Annotated in this window: 17 protein-coding genes; 8 read left to right on the top strand and 9 right to left on the bottom strand. The window is 73.1% G+C overall.

Features of this window, described 5'->3' with window-relative positions:
* Nucleotides 1-61 precede the first annotated feature (61 nt).
* On the bottom strand, nt 62-928 hold the full coding sequence (locus ACFT2C_RS17160) for a DNA/RNA non-specific endonuclease (protein ID WP_377208277.1): 867 nt from the start codon (nt 926-928) through the stop codon (nt 62-64).
* 95 nt (nt 929-1,023) lie between these two features.
* Here ACFT2C_RS17160 and ACFT2C_RS17155 point away from each other — a divergent pair, with 95 nt between their 5' ends.
* Nucleotides 1,024-3,711, top strand: a complete 2,688-nt coding sequence (locus tag ACFT2C_RS17155; RefSeq protein WP_377208276.1) for a phosphoenolpyruvate carboxylase — start codon at nt 1,024-1,026, stop codon at nt 3,709-3,711.
* Nucleotides 3,712-3,948: 237 nt separating this feature from the next.
* Complete coding sequence (locus ACFT2C_RS17150; protein ID WP_377208275.1) at nt 3,949-4,812, top strand: sirohydrochlorin chelatase; 864 nt, start codon at nt 3,949-3,951, stop codon at nt 4,810-4,812.
* Between the two features lie 45 nt (nt 4,813-4,857).
* Here the strand turns inward: ACFT2C_RS17150 and ACFT2C_RS17145 are convergent, their stop codons facing one another.
* Nucleotides 4,858-5,790 (bottom strand): 5'-3' exonuclease H3TH domain-containing protein, encoded by a 933-nt coding sequence (locus ACFT2C_RS17145; RefSeq protein WP_377208274.1) that lies wholly within the window; start codon nt 5,788-5,790, stop codon nt 4,858-4,860.
* A gap of 161 nt (nt 5,791-5,951) precedes the next feature.
* Between ACFT2C_RS17145 and ACFT2C_RS17140 the strand changes: the two genes are divergently transcribed.
* Nucleotides 5,952-6,329, top strand: a complete 378-nt coding sequence (locus ACFT2C_RS17140; RefSeq protein WP_377208273.1) for a hypothetical protein — start codon at nt 5,952-5,954, stop codon at nt 6,327-6,329.
* A gap of 57 nt (nt 6,330-6,386) precedes the next feature.
* Here the strand turns inward: ACFT2C_RS17140 and ACFT2C_RS17135 are convergent, their stop codons facing one another.
* The 7 genes from ACFT2C_RS17135 to ACFT2C_RS17105 all read right to left on the bottom strand — a co-directional run bounded on the left by ACFT2C_RS17135 (nt 6,387) and on the right by ACFT2C_RS17105 (nt 14,551).
* On the bottom strand, nt 6,387-6,794 hold the full coding sequence (locus tag ACFT2C_RS17135; protein ID WP_377208272.1) for a fluoride efflux transporter FluC: 408 nt from the start codon (nt 6,792-6,794) through the stop codon (nt 6,387-6,389).
* Nucleotides 6,795-6,799: 5 nt separating this feature from the next.
* Nucleotides 6,800-7,267 (bottom strand): fluoride efflux transporter FluC, encoded by a 468-nt coding sequence (locus ACFT2C_RS17130; RefSeq protein ID WP_377208271.1) that lies wholly within the window; start codon nt 7,265-7,267, stop codon nt 6,800-6,802.
* 50 nt (nt 7,268-7,317) lie between these two features.
* Nucleotides 7,318-7,779, bottom strand: a complete 462-nt coding sequence (locus ACFT2C_RS17125) for a universal stress protein (protein WP_377208270.1) — start codon at nt 7,777-7,779, stop codon at nt 7,318-7,320.
* 24 nt (nt 7,780-7,803) lie between these two features.
* Complete coding sequence (locus tag ACFT2C_RS17120) at nt 7,804-8,826, bottom strand: sigma-70 family RNA polymerase sigma factor (RefSeq protein ID WP_377208269.1); 1,023 nt, start codon at nt 8,824-8,826, stop codon at nt 7,804-7,806.
* Nucleotides 8,827-8,926: 100 nt separating this feature from the next.
* On the bottom strand, nt 8,927-11,122 hold the full coding sequence (locus ACFT2C_RS17115) for a SpoIIE family protein phosphatase (protein ID WP_377208268.1): 2,196 nt from the start codon (nt 11,120-11,122) through the stop codon (nt 8,927-8,929).
* Between the two features lie 91 nt (nt 11,123-11,213).
* Complete coding sequence (locus ACFT2C_RS17110; RefSeq protein ID WP_377208267.1) at nt 11,214-14,243, bottom strand: AAA family ATPase; 3,030 nt, start codon at nt 14,241-14,243, stop codon at nt 11,214-11,216.
* Nucleotides 14,244-14,308: 65 nt separating this feature from the next.
* Nucleotides 14,309-14,551, bottom strand: a complete 243-nt coding sequence (locus ACFT2C_RS17105) for a hypothetical protein (protein WP_377208266.1) — start codon at nt 14,549-14,551, stop codon at nt 14,309-14,311.
* A 391-nt stretch (nt 14,552-14,942) separates the two neighbouring features.
* Between ACFT2C_RS17105 and ACFT2C_RS17100 the strand changes: the two genes are divergently transcribed.
* The 5 genes from ACFT2C_RS17100 (at nt 14,943) to ACFT2C_RS17080 (ending at nt 19,872) form a co-directional block, all read left to right on the top strand.
* Nucleotides 14,943-15,560 carry a hypothetical protein gene (locus ACFT2C_RS17100; protein WP_377208265.1) on the top strand — a complete coding sequence of 206 codons (618 nt, stop codon included), beginning with the start codon at nt 14,943-14,945 and terminating at the stop codon, nt 15,558-15,560.
* Between the two features lie 151 nt (nt 15,561-15,711).
* Entirely contained in the window at nt 15,712-16,083 is a 372-nt protein-coding gene (locus ACFT2C_RS17095; RefSeq protein ID WP_377208264.1) for a YciI family protein, read from the top strand.
* Nucleotides 16,071-17,327: an RNA polymerase sigma factor gene (locus tag ACFT2C_RS17090; RefSeq protein WP_377208263.1), complete on the top strand. Its 1,257-nt coding sequence runs from the start codon at nt 16,071-16,073 to the stop codon at nt 17,325-17,327. The genes ACFT2C_RS17095 and ACFT2C_RS17090 overlap by 13 nt, the downstream gene beginning before the upstream one ends.
* 134 nt (nt 17,328-17,461) lie before the next feature.
* Nucleotides 17,462-17,647 (top strand): hypothetical protein, encoded by a 186-nt coding sequence (locus tag ACFT2C_RS17085; protein ID WP_377208262.1) that lies wholly within the window; start codon nt 17,462-17,464, stop codon nt 17,645-17,647.
* 314 nt (nt 17,648-17,961) lie between these two features.
* The gene (locus tag ACFT2C_RS17080) at nt 17,962-19,872 is read left to right on the top strand and encodes a penicillin-binding transpeptidase domain-containing protein (protein WP_377208261.1); all 1,911 of its coding nucleotides are present in this window, start codon (nt 17,962-17,964) and stop codon (nt 19,870-19,872) included.
* The last annotated feature ends 70 nt before the right edge of the window (nt 19,873-19,942 follow it).

Genomic DNA, 19,942 nt, shown 5'->3' with positions numbered 1-19,942 from the left:
CGCGATCGTTGCGCCCAAACCGGGCGGGTAGTCGCAAACATCGCGCCCACAACCACGAGGGTCAGCGGGGGAGGGTTATCTGGTCGGGGGTTCGGATCTCGGACCAGGCCCGTGCCCGCGGGAGGCGGTGGATGGTGATGTCCGTGGGCCGGCTGCCCGACGGCGTCGGCGGCGGCTCCGCGAGCACGTCGGCCCCGGGCAGCGGCCCGAGGTCCAGGCCGGTCAGCGCGGCGATGTCCGCCACCGGCACCTGGTAGGTCCGGAACGGGCCCAGCGGCGGGATGTCGTCCCTGGCCAGGGCCTGGGCGGTGATCTCCTGAAGGCGCGCGTCGTCGAGCTGCGGGGTCTGGTCCAGCACGAACCCGGTCGCCCGCAGTACGTCGCCGGGCCCGACCCACGCGACGATCTTCCAGAACAGGCGCGGGATGCGGACACCGCGGTAGAGCGGGTCGTCGGCGGTGAAGACGGGGCCGGTCTGGACCGCCAGGCGGTGGTCGTGGGCGGCCGCATACGTGAGCACATGGTCCTCGAGCCCGTTCCACAGCTCCTTGGACTGGTTGAACCTGTTCACCTGCGGCGCGGCGTTCGTGTACGTGAACGTGTCGTGGTTGGCCCGGGCGGCCGTCTCGGCGTCGCCCCAGACGGGGTCGAGACGGCGCACCAGGTGGCCGCGGTCGAGCGGATTGCCCGAGTACAGCTCGCTGCCCGACTGCTCGCCGGTCGGGATGCGGCCGTCCAGCCGCCAGCGGCCGGTGCGGCGCAGGGCCAGGAGCGCGGCGCCGTCGACCATGCAGGCGGTGGCCGCGGCGAGCCGGCGGCTCGGGTCGAGCTGGACCGAGAAGTGGGTGTAGTCCAGAACACGCACCTCGAGGGGCGAGACCGGGAGCGGGACGGTGAAACCGAGAAACTCTGCGTCATAGCCGGTCACAGGCAGACAGCCAACCAGAGTCGGGCAGGTCATGACCAGACCAACAATCGGACGCCATGAACGGGCAATGGCAATCTGGTCCTAGGCTCTAGCCCGTGAGTGAATCAACTCAGACCGTTCGCGGCAACGCCCGGCACGAGGTACCCGACCCGCTGCGCGAGGACGTGCGCCTGCTCGGCGGACTTCTCGGCAGGATCCTCCGCGAGGACGGCGGCCAGGATCTCCTGGACGACGTCGAACGCCTCCGCGAGCTGACCATCCGCGCCTACGGCGACCCGTCGCCACACGCCCTGGACGAGGCCGCCTCCGTCGTGGCCTCCTTCTCCGTCGAGCGCGCCGAACAGGTGGCCCGCGCCTTCACCTGCTACTTCCACCTCGCGAACCTCGCCGAGGAGTACCACCGCGTGCGCGTGCTGCGCTCGCGCGAGGCCGAGACGACCACCGGCCCGGCGGTCCTCGAGGACACCATCCCGGCGGCGTTTGCCCAGCTCACCGAAGAGGTCGGGCGGGAAGAGGCGCTGCGCCGCCTCGGCGAGCTGGAGTTCCGGCCGGTCCTGACGGCGCACCCGACCGAGGCCCGCCGTCGGGCCATCAGCGGGACCATTCGCCGCATCTCGGACCTCATCGCCGAGCGGGACGCGCGCCGCCTCGGCGGCGTGACACTTGCCGAGAACGAGCGGCGCATCCTCGCCGAGATCGACACCATGTGGCGCACCGCGCCCGTGCGGAGCAGCAAGCCGTCGGTGCTCGACGAGGTCAAGACGGTCATGGGCGTGTTCGACGCCGTCCTCGTGGACGTCTTCGGCGACGTGTACCGGCGCCTCGACGACTGGCTCCTGGCCGACGACGCCGGCCGCGCCACCCCGGTCGCGAAGCCGTTCGTGAAGCTCGGGACCTGGATCGGCGGCGACCGCGACGGCAACCCGAACGTCACCGCCGAGGTCACGCGCCAGGCGGCGACCCTCGCGGCCGACCACGCGCTCGCGGCGCTGGAGCGCCTCGCGGTCGAGACCGGGCGCAAGCTGACGCTCGACGCCGAGGGCACCACGCCGTCGTCGGACCTCAATGCCCTGTGGCAGCGGATCCGCCAGAGGTCCGAGGAGGTGGCCCGGCGGGCCCAGGAGGCCTCGCCGAACGAGCCGCACCGGGCAGTCATGCTCGCGCTCGCGGAGCGGATCGCCGCCACCCGGACGCGCGACGCCGACCTCGCGTATGCGAACGCCGAGCAGCTCGAGGCTGACCTGCTCGTGGTGCAGGACTCGCTGGTGGCGACGGGCGCCGCCCGCGCCGCGTACGGGGACCTGCAGCGCCTGGTCTGGCAGGTGCAGACCTTCGGGTTCCACCTGGCGGAGCTCGAGGTGCGGCAGCACTCGCAGGTGCACGCCGCGGCCCTCGCGGAGATCCGCGAGCTCGGGGTCGACGGCGCGCTGAGCGACAAGACCCGCGAGGTGCTCGACACCTACCGGGCGCTGGGTGCGATCCAGCGTCGGTTCGGCGAGCGGGCCGCGCGGCGCTACATCGTCTCGTTCACGCAGGCGCCGGAGCACCTCGCCGCCGTCTACGAGCTGGCGGCGTACGCCTTCGCGGACGACCCGGACGGCGCGCCCGTGATCGACGCCATCCCCCTGTTCGAGACCTTCGCGGACCTGCAGAACTCGGTGCCGATCCTGGACTCGATGCTGACGCTGCCCGCGGTGCAGAAGCGCCTGGCCGAGAACGGCCGGCGCGTCGAGGTGATGCTCGGCTACTCGGACTCGTCCAAGGACGTCGGCCCCGTGGCCGCGACGCTCGCCCTGCACGACGCCCAGTCGCGCATCGCGGAGTGGGCCCGCGACAACGACCTGAAGCTCACCCTGTTCCACGGCCGCGGCGGCGCGCTCGGCCGCGGCGGCGGCCCCGCCAACCGGGCCGTGCTCGCCCAGCCGCCGCACTCCGTGGACGGCCGGTTCAAGCTGACCGAGCAGGGCGAAGTCATCCTTGCCCGGTACGGCGACCCCGTGATCGCGTCCCGGCACATCGAGCAGGTCGCCGCGGCGACGCTGCTCGCGTCCGCGCCGTCGGTCGAGGCCATCAACGAGAGCGCCACCGCGAAGTTCGCGCCGCTCGCGAAGGCCCTCGACGCGACGTCCCGCGCGCGATTCCACGAGCTCGTGAAGGCCGACGGGTTCCCGCAGTGGTTCGCGCAGGTCACGCCGCTGGAGGAGGTCGGCCTGCTGCCCATCGGGTCGCGCCCCGCCAAGCGCGGCCTCTCGGTGAACTCGCTCGACGACCTGCGCGCGATCCCCTGGGTCTTCTCCTGGTCACAGGCCCGCATCAACCTGGCCGGCTGGTACGGCCTGGGCACGGCGCTGGCCGCGCACGGCGACATCGAGCTCCTGCGCGCGGCGCGCAGCGAGTGGCCGCTGTTCGCGACCCTGCTCGACAACGTCGAGATGTCGCTCGCCAAGACCGACGAGCGGATCGCCGCCCAGTACCTCGCGCTGGGTTCGCGCGACGACCTCGCGGCGATGGTCCTCGACGAGCTGCGCCTCACCCGCGAGTGGGTGCTGAAGATCAGCGGCAACGAGTGGCCGCTGGCCTCCAAGCGGGTGCTCGGCCGCGCTGTCCAGCTGCGGTCGCCGTACGTCGACGCGCTCTCGTTGCTGCAGGTCCGCGCGCTGCGCGGCCTGCGTACCGGGTCCGACGGCGGCTCCGCGGTGGACGGCGAGTACGTCGGCCGGCTGCAGCACCTGCTGCTGCTGACGGTGAACGGCGTCTCGGCGGGTCTGCAGAACACGGGGTGAGCTGAGGTGTGGCGCGGGCACGGCGCCGGTTGAGTTCGGTCGGTTGTGCGGGCGTCAGCAGCGGGTTCGGTCGGTTGCTTCGAGATCGGTCCATTGATTGACCGATCTCGAAGCATCGGACCGATCTCGGTGATGCAGCGATGCAACTGACCGAACTCGCGGCGCCTCGCAGACGTCGGTAGGGCGTCGGGTACGGCGTCAGGCAGGGAAGGATCCGGTGGACCGATGGGAGAGACGATGAGCGCGGTTCTGGTCGGGACGTCCCACGGGACTGACGATCCTGCAGGTCAGGCCGCCGTGCGCGCGCTGCTCGACGGCGTCCGCGCGGCCCGGCCCGAGCTCGACGTGCGCGAGGCGTTCGTGGACGTGCAGCAGCCCGAGGTCGATGAGGTGCTGGCCGGGGCGGTGCGGGACGCGGGCTCCGGCGCTGCGCGCGGCGGCGGGTCCGGCGCGACATCCCCCGGCGGCGGGTCCACTGCGGCATCCCCCGGCGGCGGGTCCAGTGCGGCATCCCCTGACGGCGGGCCGACGGCGGTCGTGGTGCCGCTGCTCCTGTCGACGGGGTACCACGTGCGGCACGACATCGCGCAGGCCGTCGCCGCAGTGAACGCGACGGGCGAGGGCGTGGCCGTCGCCGCCGAGCCGCTCGGGCCGCACCCGCTGCTCGTCGACATCCTCGCCGACCGGTACGCCGCCGCGGAGGCGGCGCACGGTCCCTTCCGGTCCGACGACGTCGTGGTGCTCGCCGCCGCCGGCTCCTCGGTGGCGGCCGCCGCGACCGCCGTCGAGGAGGTCACCAGCGCGCTGGCCCAGCGATTGGGGCGGCCCGTGACGCCGTCGTACGGGGCGGGCGCCGAGCCCCGCGTCCCGGCCGCGGTGGCGGCGGCGCGGGCTGCCGGCGTCCGCGGGACCGCTGACGCCTCGGCGCGCGTGATCGTCGTGTCCTACCTCCTCGCGCCCGGATACTTCCTGGACCGCGTGCTGGAGGCGGGGGCCGACGTCGTGACCGACCCGGTCGCCGGCCCGGCCGGAGCCGAGAAGGCCGACCCGCGCCTGGTCCAGGTGGTCCTGGACCGCTACGACGCGGCCGTCAGCTCCTGACCCGTCAGACCTGCACGACCTGCGCGTCTGACACGTCCGGGCTGCTCAGGCCCAGCCGAACGCGGTGCGCACCCGCTCCACGCTGGACCTCAGGCCCCACTGGGCGGTCAGCGCCTCCAGCGACTCGGGGTCGGCGGGCGCCGTCGGCAGCGACAGTTCGAAGGCCGGCAGCGGAGCGTCGCGCGCGACCTGCACCACGACCGGCGCGACCCGCAGGTAGGCATCGGCTTCCTGCAGGCGCCGTCGCTGCGTCGGGGTCAGTCCCGGGTCGCCGGCGTCCCGGGCCGCGATGATCCCGGCCAGCGTGCCGTACTGGGCGAGCAGCTTGGCCGCCGTCTTCTCGCCGACGCCGGGCACCCCCGGCAGGCCGTCGCTCGGGTCGCCGCGGAGCGTCGCCATGTCGGCGTAGGCCTGGCCCGAGGCGACCCCGTACTTCTCGGCCAGCCGCTTCTCGTTCACGACGTCGGGGTCGCGGATGCCGCGCGCGGGGTACAGCACGCGGACGCCGGCGGCGTCGTCGACCAGCTGGAACAGGTCGCGGTCGCCCGTGACGATGTCCACCGGACCGGCGCCCTGAGCGACGGCGCGGGTGGTCAGGGTGCCGATGACGTCGTCCGCCTCGTAGCCGGGCACGCCCACGCGCGCGATGCCGAGCGCCGCGAGCAGGTCCACGATGACCGGGACCTGCGCGAGCAGCGCCTCCGGAACCTCCTCGATGCCGGTGGTTCCCGGCACCTCCTGCGCGACGCGGTGCGCCTTGTAGCTGGGGATGGCCTCGACGCGGAAGGCGGGGCGCCAGTCGTCGTCCCAGCACGCGACCATGCGGTCGGGACCGTGCGTCGTGACGAGCCACGCGATGGTGTCCAGCAGGCCGCGGACGGCGTTGACCGGCATGCCGCTGGGCGCCCGCAGCGAGTCGGGGACGCCGAAGAACGCGCGGAAGTACAGCGAGGCGGTGTCGAGGAGCATGAGGCTCATGCAGGGAAGCCTGCCACGACCCACTGACACGCGTGCGTTCAGGGCAGTGGAGCCCGCCGCGGGGCGCAATGCGGGACTCGCTCGGGGAGAAATGCCGCCCAAAGCCCTGTTCCGGGCGGGTGTGCCCGTAGTGTCCGAACATGGCGAGCAAAGCACAGCAGGTGACCGAGGTCATCGAGGGCCTCGGCCTTGGCCTGGCAGCAATCGGTGAAACGCGAGTCACCTCGACGAAGGCGGATCTCGAGCGTGCGCTGAGCCACGCGTGGTCGAGCTGGGAACACACCACTGACTACCCGTTGATCGAGCGAGTGCAGAAGCCGGAGAACGAGCTCTGGGCCGGGATCAACGGATCGAGCCGGCGGACGAACGCGGCAGTCGTCTGGCGGGAGCGCGACGGCCGGTTCGTCGTCGACATCGCGCTGGTGAACCGGACGCCGGAGGAAGCGGCGCGCTTTGTCGGCGATCGGCCGCTCAAGGAGTGGACGTCGCTGGCCGAGCTCTTCCTCGGTGTGTTTGGCCCCGGCGAGGGGCCGGTGTGAGGAACAGCGCCGAGGGCGCATCGATGACGGCGATCTGAGGCGGCGCTACGGGCCGGGTCAGCCGAACAGTCCGCCCACCGTCAGGCCCAGCCCGATGCCCAGCCCGGCCGCCGTGACCGTGACCATCAGCGTGCCCAGAGAGTTCGCCAGAGCGAGCCGCATCCGGCCGGACTGGGCCAGGCGCACGGATTCCACAGTGCTTGTGGAAAACGTGGTGTATCCGCCGCACAGGCCGGTCGTGAGGGCGCCCTGCAGCAGCCAGGCCGTGCTGTGCGGCACACCGAGGTGGACGAGCGTGAAGAACAGCGTCGAGAACAGGCCGATGAAGAACGAGCCGGACACGTTCACCACGAACGTGCCCCACGGGAACCCGCCGTTGTGGCGGGCGCGGATCTCGCCGTCGACCATGAAGCGGGCAGCGGCGCCCACGCCACCGCCGACGGCCACCACGAGCAGCTCGATCATAGATGTCACCTGCGCTTTCGCCGTCGGTCGGCACGGGCCGCGATCCCGATCCCGCCGAGGCAGGCAGCGGTTCCGCCCGCGATGGTGAGCACCACGTAGAGCAGGGCGAGCCAGCCGAGCCGGTCGGCGAGCAGCCGCTGCGTCTCCAGGGCCAACGCCGAGTAGGTGGTGAACCCGCCGAGCACGCCGGTGCCGATGCCGATGCGGATCTTGCGGCGTCGTACGGTCTCACGGCCGCGGCGGGCGAGGGCCTCCAGGAGGTATCCCAGGGCGAGCGCGCCGACCACGTTGACCACGAGCGTCCCGATCGGGAACCGGAGCACCGTCTCGGCCGCGCTCGGGAAAAGGACGGTCAGCGGCGTCAGGAGCACCCCCGCCCAGCCGCCCAGCAGGTACCGGGCAACCGAGCCTGCGGCTCCGCCGAGCGCGACCAGCCCGACGTACCGCCAGTCGCGGTGCGGTGCTCGTGTCACGCGGCGTGCCCCCTCGTGAGTGCTCGACAGGTTGTGGACGAACCTATCGCTCACGGCTCCGACGTCGTCTCGGGGAGGACCACCACGGGCCGCGACTGGTTGTGGATGAGCCGGCCGGCGACGGTCCCGCTCACGAGGTTCGTGGTCCAGCCGCGCAGGCCGGAGCGCCGGGCACCGACGACGATCATCGCGGCCTCCACCTCGTCGGCCACGCGGCCCAGCTCGGCCGCGGGATCACCGGCGCCACGCAGGGCGCTCCACGGCAGCCCGACGTCGGCCATGGCCCGGTTCAGCCCGGCCAGGACGTCGGCGCCGTACGCGTCGGAGGACACGGCAATGTCCGGGTCCACCGACACGGTGAATCCTCGTGAGTCCGAGACGGCGGTCTCGTCGACCCACACACATACGAGCTCGATCAGGCTTCCACCCAGCGACTGGACGAGCGACGCTGCCCGCCGAGCCAGTTCCGGGTGCTTGTGGTCCACGCCGACCACCACGGATCGCACAGTCACCCTTGTGAGGGTATGGCCAAACGCCTAGTCGAGGTGGCCCGGCAGGCCGAATCGGGGGAACCACTTCTCCGTATCGAGGAAGGTCGTGATGCCGGTGATGTGCGTGCCGTCGTTCTCCAGCACCACGACGCCCCAGGGGTAGTGACCGCCCTTCGGGTCCTGCTTGTACTGCGCGAACCCCGGCGTGCCGTTGACGTGGATCGGCACGCACCGCGAGCCCTCGCACGCGCTGCCGGGCCCGACCAGCCACGCCTGGATGTTCTCGATGCCCTCCAGCCACATCGCGTACGGCGGCATGTTCATCACCGCGTCCTCGCGGAGCAGGTTGGCCAGCGCCGCCATGTCGTAGCGCTCGAACGCCTCGACGTACCGCTCCAGCAGCTTCGACTCGTCCGCCGACGCCGGCGCCGGCGAACCCGAGGCACCGGACCGGTCCGGCGCCTTGTCGGCCAGGGTGGCCCGTGCCCGCTGGAGCGCGCTGTTCACCGAGGCCACCGAGGTGTCGAGCAGCGTGGCGACCTCCGTCGCGGGCCACCGCAGCACCTCGCGCAGGATGAGCACCGCGCGCTGCTTGGCCGGCAGGTGCTGCAGGGCCGCGACGAACGCGAGCCGCACCGACTCCCGCGCGACGGCAGTGTCCGCGGGGTCGCTCGCGCCGGGCAGCACGTGCTCGGTCGGGACCGGCTCCACCCATGCGTACTCGGGCAGCACCGTCGCGAGGCTCTCCTCGACCGGGTCGACGGAGGCGCCGAGGCCCATGGGCCGCTCGCGCTTGGCCCGGCTGGAACCCAGCTGGTCGAAGCACACGTTGGTGGCGATCCGGTACAGCCAGGTGCGCAGCGAGGAGCGGCCCTCGAACCGCCCGTACGACCGCCACGCGCGCAGGAGGGTCTCCTGCACCGCGTCGTCGGCGTCGAACGCGCCGCCCAGCAGCCGGTAGCAGTATCCGGTGAGCTCGCGGCGGTAGACCTCGAGCTGTGCCGAGAGTTCGTCCGCGGCCAGGTCCTCACCAGTGCTTTGCCTAGGATGTGACGCTGTCTGTGCCATGCATCACACCGTACGCGGGACCACTGACAACGCTCGTCGGGATTCGACCCTGACCGAAGGAGCTTGTCGAAGTTCACCCCGCGCGGTGATGACAGCCGAGTCACGTCAGGTCGAGCTCGAACCAGACGGTCTTGCCGGTCCGCCGGTTCACCCGGGGGCCCCCGGGGCGCTGCGCCGCCGGAGGCTCGCCGTGCCGGTCCACGCCCCAGCGGGACGCGAGCCGCTCGAGGAACTGCACGCCGCGCCCGCCGAACTCGGTGACCGTGGGGTCGCGCAGCTCGGGCTGCACGGTCGACGAGTCGCGCACGCCGACCCGCAGCCGGTTCGTGTCCACCTCGACGGTGGCGGTGAACGGTGCCTGCCCGTGGTCGACGGCGTTCGTCAGCACCTCCGAGGTCAGCAGCATCACCGTGCGGCGCAGCGGCATCGGCACGCCGCAGCTCTCCAGCACGTCGTCGACCCAGATGCGGGCAGGCCCGACGTCGCACAGCGACGGGGCGAGCTTGCGTTCCGCCGTCGCGGGACGCCCGAGCGACGGCGGGCCCGACGGCGCCGCCGCCCGCACCCGGACGGCGAGCACGGCCACGTCGTCCCGCTGGTCGTCCGAGGCGAGGCGGCGCACCAGAGTGACCGGCAGCGCCGCGGTGGCGGTGTCGCCGAGCGCGCCGAGCGTCTTCTGCAGGCGGTTCAGCCACTGGTCCGGCGTGGTGCCGCGCTGCTCGGCGAGCCCGTCCGTGTAGAGCAGGAGGGTGTCGCCGGGGAACAGCGTGGTGACGTGGTCGGTGCGCTTCGACGTCGGGCGCACGCCCAGCATCATGTCCGGCAGCACCGCGAGGCGCTCCACGTTCCCGTCCTCCCGGAGCACCAGGGGCGGCGGATGACCAGCGGTGGACCAGGTCAGCTGGTAGGCACCGGGGATCCGCTCCAGCCGGGCCACGACGGCGGTCCCGCTGGCGAGCAGCCCCAGGCCCGAGTTGGCCTTGTCCAGCAGCGACAGCAGCGCCGACGGCGACTCGTCGTGGCTCCACGCGAACGCGCGCAGGAGCGACCGGAGCTGGCCCATCTTCGCCGCGGCGCGCATGTCGTGGCCGGTCACGTCGCCGATCATGAACATGGTCACGTCGTCGTCGACCGCCACGGCGTCGTACCAGTCGCCGCCGATCTGGTCGGAGCGCGTGGCCGGCGAGTAGGTGGCCGCCATGTCGAGGTGCGGTACCTCGGGCAGGCGGCTGAGCATCGCCCGCTGCAGCGTCTTCGCGGACTCGCGGCGCTCCTCCAGGAGACGCGCGCGTTCGAGGGCGTGTCCCGTGTAGTGCGCGAGGCCGGTCTGGAGCGCGTACGAGTCCTTGTCCGGTCCCCGGCCGTGGTCCCACGACAGCGCGATGACCGCGACGACGGCACCGGCCGTCACGACGGGGAGGAACGCCCGGGCGCCGACCTCTGGGGCGCACAGGTCCTTGACCTCGGGGTACTCCGAGAACATCTCGTCGCCCGTCCGGAAGAACAGGGGCCGGCCGGTCCGCGCGGCCTCGGCCAGCGGCCGCTGCTCGTCCAGCTTGGCCTGCCGGAGCCGCTGGGGGAACTGCGGCTCCGCGTGGACGAGGGACCGGTAGGTGATGCCCCGGCCGTCGGCGTCGGCCACGGCGAACGCGCAGTATCGCGCGCCGATGCCCGCGGTGCCGACCTCGATGATGACCTCTTCGACCTGGTCCAACGTGTTCGCGTTGGCGAACGCCTCGCTCAGGGACAGCAGGAACCGGCTTCGGCGGTTGGCCCGGACCGCGGTCTCCTGGATACGCCGCGCGCGCTCGCGCTCGGCGCGCAGCCGCAGCTCCGCGGTACAGGCGGCGGCGAGGTCAGCCAGGGCGTCCAGGTCGTCCTCGGACCACTCGCGCGGCTCGTCCACCACCGCGCAGAGCGCGCCGACGGCGCGCCCGCGGAGGTCGAACACGGGATAGCCGGCGAGCGCGACCAGGCCCATCTCGCGCACGAGATAGCTGTCCCGCAGCACGGGGTCCTCGCGGGCGTCCGACGTCACGACCGGCTCGCCGCGAGCGGTGATGAGGTTCGTGAGCGTGCCGGGATGCTGCAGCAGCCGGTTGGACTGCATGGGCTCCGGCATCCCCGACGCGCCGGCGAGCACCTGCCCTTCGCGGACCACGAAGTAGACGACGGCGGCGGGCACCCGCAGGTGCCGCCGAACCAGGCGAGCGAACCGGTCAAAGGCCTCGTCCGCAGTGGGTGAACCGAGACCGACGTGCTCGAGGTCTCGCAACGCCTGGAGGTCCGTCGGCATCTTCTCAGTATTGCCAGAGAAGGGCGTGTGCGCGACAGATGTACCGGATGTGTCCCTTTTGCGCGGTGCAGGTAGTCTCTGGCACTCGCCGTCACACCTCGAGCAGGCCGCGCTGGTGCGCGAGGCTCACCGCCTCGGCGCGTCCCGACGCGCCGAGCTTGGCCAGCAGGTTGGAGACGTGCACGCTCACCGTCTTGGTGGAGATGAACAGGCGCTCGCCGATCTGCCGGTTCGACAGCCCCTGCGCCACCAGGCCGAGCACCTCCTCCTCGCGTTCGGTGAGGGTCGACGCCGTCGCGCGGCGTACTCCGGGCAGGTCGAGCCGGGCCCGGCGTGCCAGGGCACGGACGGCGTCGGTCAGGGGCTTCGCGCCCATGCCCTCCGCCTCCGAGAGCGCCTCGGACGCCTCGACCTCCGCCGCCTCGCGCTCGCCGGCGCCGAGCAGGGCCTCGGCCCAGCGATAGCGCGAGCGCGCCACCTCGTAGCGGTACCCGAAGTCGAAGGCGTTCACCGTGTCCTGCCAGGCGGTGGCGGCCTCCCGCCAGAGCGCACCCGACGTCGGCTCGCCGCCCTCGGTGCCCGCCGGTCCCGGGGTGTTCCCCACGACGGCGTGCAGGCGGGCGTTCTCCGCGGCGGCCCGCTGCAGCCAGGCCCGTCCTTCCGGCCCGAGCTTGCCCCCGCGCGGGCGTCCCCGCTGGGCGGTCTCCCGGGCCGTTGCCAGGAGTGAGTCGCCGCGGTCCAGCCGCTCGGCCGCGCGGACCTCGACAGCGGTGGCGGCGGCCGAGCCGGGGGCGCCGACGCGTCCGGCGGACCGGTCCGCCTCGGCGGCGTCGGCCAGCGCCGCGATCGCCAGCGCGGACAGCCAGATCCGGGCGAGGAACAGCTCGGACCACACCTCGCCGAGGTGGTTGGTGATCCGCTCCGCCAGTGCCGCCGCGTCGTCGTACCTCCCGGCCCAGGTGAGGGCGTCGACGAGGCAGCCGCCGCCGAGGAGCGCGATCATCGCGTCGCTCTTCCAGTGGTCGAACAGGGCCTCGCCGCGGGCGATCACGTCGTCGTCGCCGCGGGCGACCGCCGCGTACATCCGGGTCGCGTCCATGACCTGCTTGGACGTCGCGGGGACGCCTGCGGTCGGCCGGGGCGTCAGGTCGCCGCGGAAGTAGAGCATGATCTCCTGCAGGATCCGCAGGTTGACGGTGTGCGCGCTCCATGAGAGGCCCAGCTCCTCGGCCCGGGCGAGCGCGAGCCCCACCCGCTCCTCGGCGGTGGCGAGGTCGCCCGCGTAGAAGCGGTTGGAGGTGGCGTTGTAGAGCGCGCGCATCTCGGTGAGCACGTCACCGGCGTCCGCGGCGGCGGTGCGCGCCTCGTCGAGGAGCGCCGCGGCCCGGTCGGCGTCGGCGACGTCGAGCACGGCGAGGGTGGACAGGGCGTCGGCGAGGGCGCCCGACTGCCCGGTCTCCCGCGCCTCCTCGATGGCGCAGGCGGCGTGCTCGCGGGCGTCGTCGTCCTGGTCGATGATCATCGTGACCCGGGCCAGCAGCGCGTTCGTCCAGATCCGGTCCGGGCTGCGCTCCGGCAGCACCTCGAGCGCGGCGCGCAGGTCCGCCACGGCGGCCTCGATCCGGCCGGGCACCTCGTCCCAGTCCGGCAGGTCGAGGTACCGGTGCACGAGCACGTGCTGCAGGCCGGCTCGCCGCACGGGGTCCGCCACGCCGTCGACCGCGCGCCGGGTCAGCTTGACCGCGCGCATCGGATCGCCCGCCCGCGCAGCCGCCTCACCCGCCAGGAGCGCGACGTCGACCCGGTCGCGGCCGGTCCGCTCCGCGGCGTCCGGCACGGACTCCCAGAGGGCCAGCACCTGCTCCCAGTGCCGCAGCTCCTCCTCGGGGGCGAGGAGCTGGCGGGCCCGCAGGGCGGCGTCGCGTGAGGCGCTCAGCGCCGCGGGCAGGTCGTGGCCCTCGAAGGCGTGGTGGGCGCGCTCGGCAGCGCTGCCGATCGGCAGGCCGTCGGGCCCCTCCTGCTCGATCACCGCGAGGTAGGCGCGGTGGACCGCGGACCGTTCGCCCGGCAGGAGGTCGGCGTACAGGGCCTCGGCGAGCAGCGCGTGCCGGAACTCCAGGTGCGTGCCCGACACGACGAGGACCTGCGCGGTCACGGCCTCGCGCAGCGCGGCGTCGACGTCCAGGGCGCCCGACCGCGCGGCCGCGGCGCGGAGCAGCTCCTCACGGACCCGGCGTCCGGCGACCGACGCGATGCGCAGCACCTGCTGCACCTCGGGGTCCAGCCGTTCGAGCCGGGTGCGGAGCACCTCGGTGAGCGTCCAGGGCAGGCTGACCGAGTCGGGCCCGGCGTCCACGAGCTCCTCGGCGAAGAATGCGTTGCCCTCGGACCGGTCGAGCACCTCGGCGAAACCCGCGGGCGCGAGCGGCCGGCCGGCCAGGGCAGTGGTGAACTCGCGCAGCTCGTCCTCGTCGAAGGGCTGCAGGTCCATTCGTTCGACGTGCTCGAGCCGAGACAGCTCGGCGAGCAGCGGGCGCAGCGGATGGCGCCGGTCGACGTCGTCCGATCGGTAGGTCACCACGACCAGGACGTTCTCGGAGCGGGCGCGGGCCGCGAGAAACCGCAGCACGTCGCGCGTCGACGCGTCGGCCCAGTGCGCGTCCTCGATCACGAGCACGAGCGGCCGCTCGGGCACGCCGGAGAGCGCGAGGCTGCGTCCGATCCCCTCGAAGAGCTGGAGCCGCTCGTCGTGTTCGGCATCGCCCGCCCCGCCGGGCTCCAGGAGCCGCCACAGCGCCGGCCGGTCCGCCACCAGCTCGGTGACCCGCGCGGCGGCCTCCGGCCCCGCGGCACCGGCCTGGAGCTGGGTCAGCGCCTCGGTGAACGGCAGGTACGGGATGCCCACCTGCCCCAGGTCCACACAGTGCACGACGACGGCGCTCGCCCCCGCCTGCTCCGCCGCCTGGGCGACGTGGCTGATCAGACGCGTCTTGCCCACGCCGGCGTCGCCACCCACGAGCACGAAGCCTGGACGGCCCGCCGAGGCGCGCCCCACTGCAAGCAGGAGAGAAGCTACCTGCTCCTGCCGGGAGACCAGGGGGATTGCCGTTGACCGTCGCACCTCCACATCGTGCCACCGCTCACTGACAATCCCCCCGGCCTTTACCGCCCCGGCACCCATCGGGGTCACGCGAACAGGCCGTGGCGAGGGCTGCTCGCCGGGCGCATGCCCGCGATGCCCTTCCCGATCTGCTCCGTGCGGCTCGGCCGCCCGGCGTGCTTCTCGTGCGGCTTCTCCCGGGACTTCTCGTGACGAGCGGTGCGGTCCGTACGGTCCGACCGGCTCGTCCGCTTGCCACCCCAGGCCTTCCTGGCCTCGGACTGGCGGTACTCGATCTCCGCGTCGAGCGCGGGTCCCCACAGCGACATGATTCCTCCGGATGTCCCCGGCGGGCCGTGTGCCCGTCCGGCTGATGAGGAAGACACTCGTCCTGAGGTCCGGGCCCCCGGATCGGGCGATCGGGCAGTCCTGGCGGCCCGGGTACCTCAGACCCGCGTCTGAGGTACCCGGGAGCCGGCCTGAGGTGGTCTGAGGTGCCCGCTACGCCCCTCGGACGGTCCGGAGAACCGCCGGACGGGCGAGATTCAGGCAGTTCACAGCGTCACTATTGCGATCTACGTCACACCAGACGCACACTGGACCTAGTAGCGGACCCAATTCGGGGGTGGAATCGTGACCGGAACCGAAGCTGGAACGTACGACATCTTGCCCATGCTCGGTCGTGGGAAGCACCGCAATCCGAAGAAGGGCGCGTGCTTCATGGAGCTCGCATCCTTCCTCGCAGGCGAGAAGTGGAGCGACCACCCCGTCTGTACGCACCCGCTGGTCGCGATGCTGGCCCGTGCGGTGAACGACCTCACGGCGGACCACGCCCGCCCGCAGCTCGCGCCACTCATCCCGTCGGTCATCGGCCTGACCAGCACCGACCCGCGCTGGGACGTGCGGATCGCGCTGCGCGCCGCGCAGACGGCGCTGCCGATCTCGCCCGCCGACCGGCAGCAGACGCTGGCCGTCGCGATCCTCGGCTCCGAGCGCATGCTCGACGTCCTGGAGGACCGCCCGGCAGGGACCCTCGCGCCGGAGAGCAAGGACGCGCTCGCGGCAGTGCCGAAGACGGCGGCCTGGGCCGAGCGGTTCTGCGCCGGCACCAGCGTGCGGCCCAAGCGGTTCGTGCGTGACGCCGCACCGAGCGTGGTCTCGACGGCGGTGCAGGGCATCTCCGAAGCCTTCGTGCCCGACGTCGACGCCCGCCTCCGCAACCTGCTCGAAGCGACCATCGCCGACGCACGCCAGTGGGCCGGGAATGCGGACGACGATGCCCGCACGCTCGACCCGCTGGCGTGGGGCCCGGTGGTGAAGGCGGCGCCGACCGCCTGACACACCGACCGGACAAAGGGGGACGAGCCGGGGCGCACCAGGGGGTCGCCCCGGCCCGAGCCATGCCCGGCGAGATCCGCGGACCTGTCGATCGGGCGCCGCTGAGATCGTCACCCCGGTGTCAGACAGACACCGACCGGAGGACAGAACCATGCGATACACCATCCTGCTGCACTACCCGGAGATGACGCCGGAGGACCTCCCCACAGGCGGCTGGGAGGAGGGCCAGCGCGAGTTCTACGCCTACGCCACGGCGCTCGACCAGGCCGGGGTGCTCATCTCGGCGGAGGTGCTGCAGCCGTCGACGGCCAGCACCACGGTCGCCGTGCGCGACGGCGAGCTGCGCGTCCAGGACGGACCGTTCGCCGACACGAAGGAGCAGCTGGGCGGCACGTTCGTGCTCGACGTTCCGGACCTCGACGCCGCGCTCGCCTGGGCGCAGAAGGCGCCGTCGGTCCAGTGGGGCACCGTGGAGGTGCGCCCGTCGGCCACCCACTTCGAGAACGGCGCGTGGACGCGCTGACCGACCGCGCGGACGTGCGGGCCGCCGCCGAAGCGGCGGCCCGCACGTCGTACGGCCGCCTGCTGGCGCTGCTCGCGGCGCGCGACGGCGACATCCAGCGCGCCGAGGACGCCCTCGCCGAGGCCTTCGAGCGTGCCCTGCGGCACTGGCCCGACGACGGGGTGCCGCACAACCCCGACGGCTGGCTCCTCACCGTCGCCCGCAACCGGCTGCGCGACCTGTACCGCTCCACCGCCTACCGCACCACGGCGCCGCCCGACGCCGGCCCGGAACCCGCCGTCCTGCCCGAGGAGCCCGACCCCGACGCCATCGGGGACCGCCGGCTGGAGCTCATGTTCGTCTGCGCCCACCCCGCGATCGAGGCCGGCATCCGCACGCCGCTCATGCTGCAGACCGTGCTCGGCGTCGAGGCCCGCGACATCGCCGCGGCGTTCGCCGTGCCCGCGCCCACGATGGCGCAGCGCCTGGTCCGGGCCAAGCGCCGCATCCGCGACGCGCGCATCCCGTTCCGGATCCCGGGCCGCGACGAGGCGCCCGACCGGCTGCCACCCGTGCTGGAGGCGGTGTACGGCGCGTACGCGATCGACTGGCGGGGCGCCGCGCCGGAGATCCGCGGATCGCTCACCGGCGACGCGCTCACCCTCGCCCTGCTGCTGGCACACCTGCTGCCGGAGCCCGAGGTGCTCGGGCTCGCCGCCCTGCTCTGCTTCTCCGTCGCGCGTGCGGACGCGCGCGAGGTCGACGGCGCCTTCGTCCCCCTCGACGAGCAGGACGTCGCCCGCTGGGACACAGCGCTGATCGAGCGCGGCGAGGTGCTGCTCCGACGCGCGCTCGCCGGGCCCGACGGCCGGCCCGCCGAGCCGCCCGGCAGGTTCCGCCTCGAGGCCGCAGTCCAGTCCGTGCACTGCGCGCGGGCTCGGACCGGGCGCACCGACTGGCCCGCGCTGCTCACGCTGCACCGGGCGCTGCTACGCGTCGCCCCGACGCTCGGCGGGCGGGTCGCGCTCGCCGCGGTGCTCGCCCGGGCCGAGGGCACGGAGGCCGGGCTCGCCGAGCTGGACGAGGTGGCGGCGTCGGACCCGGCGTCGGGCCGGTTCCAGCCGCTGTGGGCCACCCGGGCGCACCTCCTGGCCGAGGCCGGCGCGGCCGATGCCGCCCGCGCCGCCTACGACAAGGCTCGGTCGCTCACCACGGACCCGGCCCTGCGGGCATTCCTGGCCGAACGGGCCGCAGCGACCGGCTGACCCGCGACCGGGTGCAGATTGTCGCCGCGGTCACGAATCCTGGTTCCGCGCCTCCCTCCCAACGAAACATCCTCCCGGCACGTCCTCCTCTGCGGAGGGCGTCCGCCAGAGGAGCCAGGGAACGAGGACCGGCCATGACGACCAGCACAGCAGCGATCACCGGCAGCGATGTCGCCGCGATCGAGCGTGACCTGCGGCGCATGGAGCTGCTCAACCGGCGCGAGCACCAGATGCGTGCCGCCGGCCGGGCGGCGCCGACCATCTCGTACCTCGAGCTCGCCACGCGTCCTCGGGACCGCTGGCGGTATCCCGACGCATGACGTCGGACGGGCGGGGCCGCAGATCCAGGGGGTTCGGCGGCCCCGCCCCATTTCGTCCAGACCCGCCCTATTTCACCCAGGAGAAAACACGTGCCGATCATGACCCGACCCCTAGGCTCCTGGGCATGAGCGGATACTCCTCACCTCACCCGCCAGCGGATGGTCATGCACCGGTTCCGCCTCCGCCAGGTGGGTATGCGACGGCTCCGCCCACGGGGGCAGGCGGGTATGCGGCGCTACCGCCGGCGGGTGGGCCGCCGCCCGTCGGTCCGGCGCCCCGGCGCAAGGGCCGCCTGGCGCTGATCATCATCGCCGTGGTGGTCCTGCTGGCGGCGGCCGGCGCCGGGCTGTGGTTCCTGCTCCGCCCGCCGCCGATTCCCGCCGCCGAGCCTGCCGCCGAGGAGCTCGCGGCAGCGCTCCAGGCGGGGACGCCGGAGGACTTCCCGCTCGTCCTGGACACGTCGGCGTCGCCGGACGAGCAGTACGCCCAGGTGTTCGAGCAGCTCGTGGCCGCCGTCGGCGAGGATGCCGGGACCGTCGAGGTCAAGAGCGTCACGCCGGTCAAGGAGGGCGACGACGGCACCGCGACCGCCACCGCGACGTTGGCCTGGACCTGGCCCGTCGAGAAGAAGATCGCCTGGGAGTACGAGACCGTCGCACAGCTCACCTACCCGGGCGCGTCGGACGGCGAGGCCGGCGACTGGCAGGCCACCTGGAACACCGGCGTGCTGGTGCCGGGCCTGGAGCCGGGCGAGCGGCTCGCCGTCGAGCGCACCGAGCCGGCGCGCGGCGAGATCGTCACGACGAGCGGCGAGACGATAGTGGGCATGACGCCCGTGCACCGCGTGGGTATCGACAAGACCCGCCCGGGCTGGGACACCGCCACGCCCAAGCTCGGGAGGGTGCTGGGCTTCGACAAGGCGACCACCGACGACATCGCCGCACAGGTCCAGGCCGCGGGCGACAAGGCGTTCATCGACGTCATCACGATCCGCGAGAACGACCCGGAGTACGACTTCGACGCTGCGATGGCGATCGACGGCGTCGTCGGGATCCCGGACGAGCTGCCGCTGGCACCGAGCCGCGACTTCGCGAAGGGTGTGCTCGGCTCGGTCGGCGAGGCCACGGCGGAGATCGTCGAGGAGTCGAAGGGCAAGATCAAGCCCGGCGACATGGTGGGCGTCTCCGGTCTGCAGGCCGCCTACGACGAGCAGCTGCGCGGCGTGCCCGGGCTGGCGGTGACCATCGAGCCGGTCAAGGGCGGCGAGGGGCGCGAGGCGTTCACCATCGACAAGAAGGACGGCAAGCCGCTGGAGATCACGCTGGACCCGGCGACGCAGCTCCGCGCCGAGGCCGCGCTGGCCGACATCACCGACCTGGCGAGCGCCATCGTCGCGATCAAGCCGTCGACCGGCGAGGTGCTCGCGGCGGCGTCCGGACCGGGATCCGAGGGGTACAGCACGGCAACTCTGGGCCAGTACCCGCCGGGATCCACGTTCAAGATCGCGACGTCCCTCGCGATGCTCCGCGCCGGTACCACCCCGGACTCGACGCTGCCCTGCACGCCGACCATCAACGTCGAGGGCCGGGAGTTCCAGAACGTGCCCGGGTATCCGGCGTCCGCGCTGGGCGACGCCGTGCCGTTCCGGACCGTGTTCGCGAACTCGTGCAACACCGCGTTCATCGCGCAGCACACGGCGATCACGCAGCAGCAGCTGCACGACGCCGCGGCGTCGCTCGGCCTGGGCGTCGAGCTCACGTCCTTCGGCGCGGCGGGCACGATGGGCGACGTGCCCGCGGACTCGTCGGGCACGGAGCACGCCGCGTCGATGATCGGGCAGGGTCAGGTGCTGGCCACGCCGCTGGCGATGGCCACCGTCGGGGCCAGCGTCTCGGCGGGCCACACCGTGTCCCCGTGGCTGGTGAAGCCGTCCGAGACGGACGCGGCCGAGACGCCGCAGGGCGACCTGACCGCTGACGAGGCGGCCACGCTGCGCGACCTGATGGGCGGCGTGGTGCAGGAGGGTTCGGCCCAGGTGCTGCAGGACGTGCCGGGGATCGTCGGCGCGAAGACCGGCACCGCCCAGTTCGGCGACGGGACCAAGGCGCACGTCTGGATGGTCGCCATCGCGGACGACCTGGCGGCGGTCGTGTTCATCGAGGAGGGCGAGCTCGGCTCGACGACGGCCGGCCCGGTGATGCACGACTTCCTCAAGGGGAACTGACCGCCTGGAGCCGCGAAGTAGAGCGCCTGTCCGGCTCTCCCTGATGCCACCAGGGCTGTCTCTTATACAC

This window comes from Promicromonospora sp. NPDC057138 (assembly GCF_042670845.1).
GTDB lineage: Bacteria > Actinomycetota > Actinomycetes > Actinomycetales > Cellulomonadaceae > Promicromonospora.
Note: the sequence above shows the minus strand (reverse complement) of the source record. Positions and strands in the feature narration are given on the sequence as shown.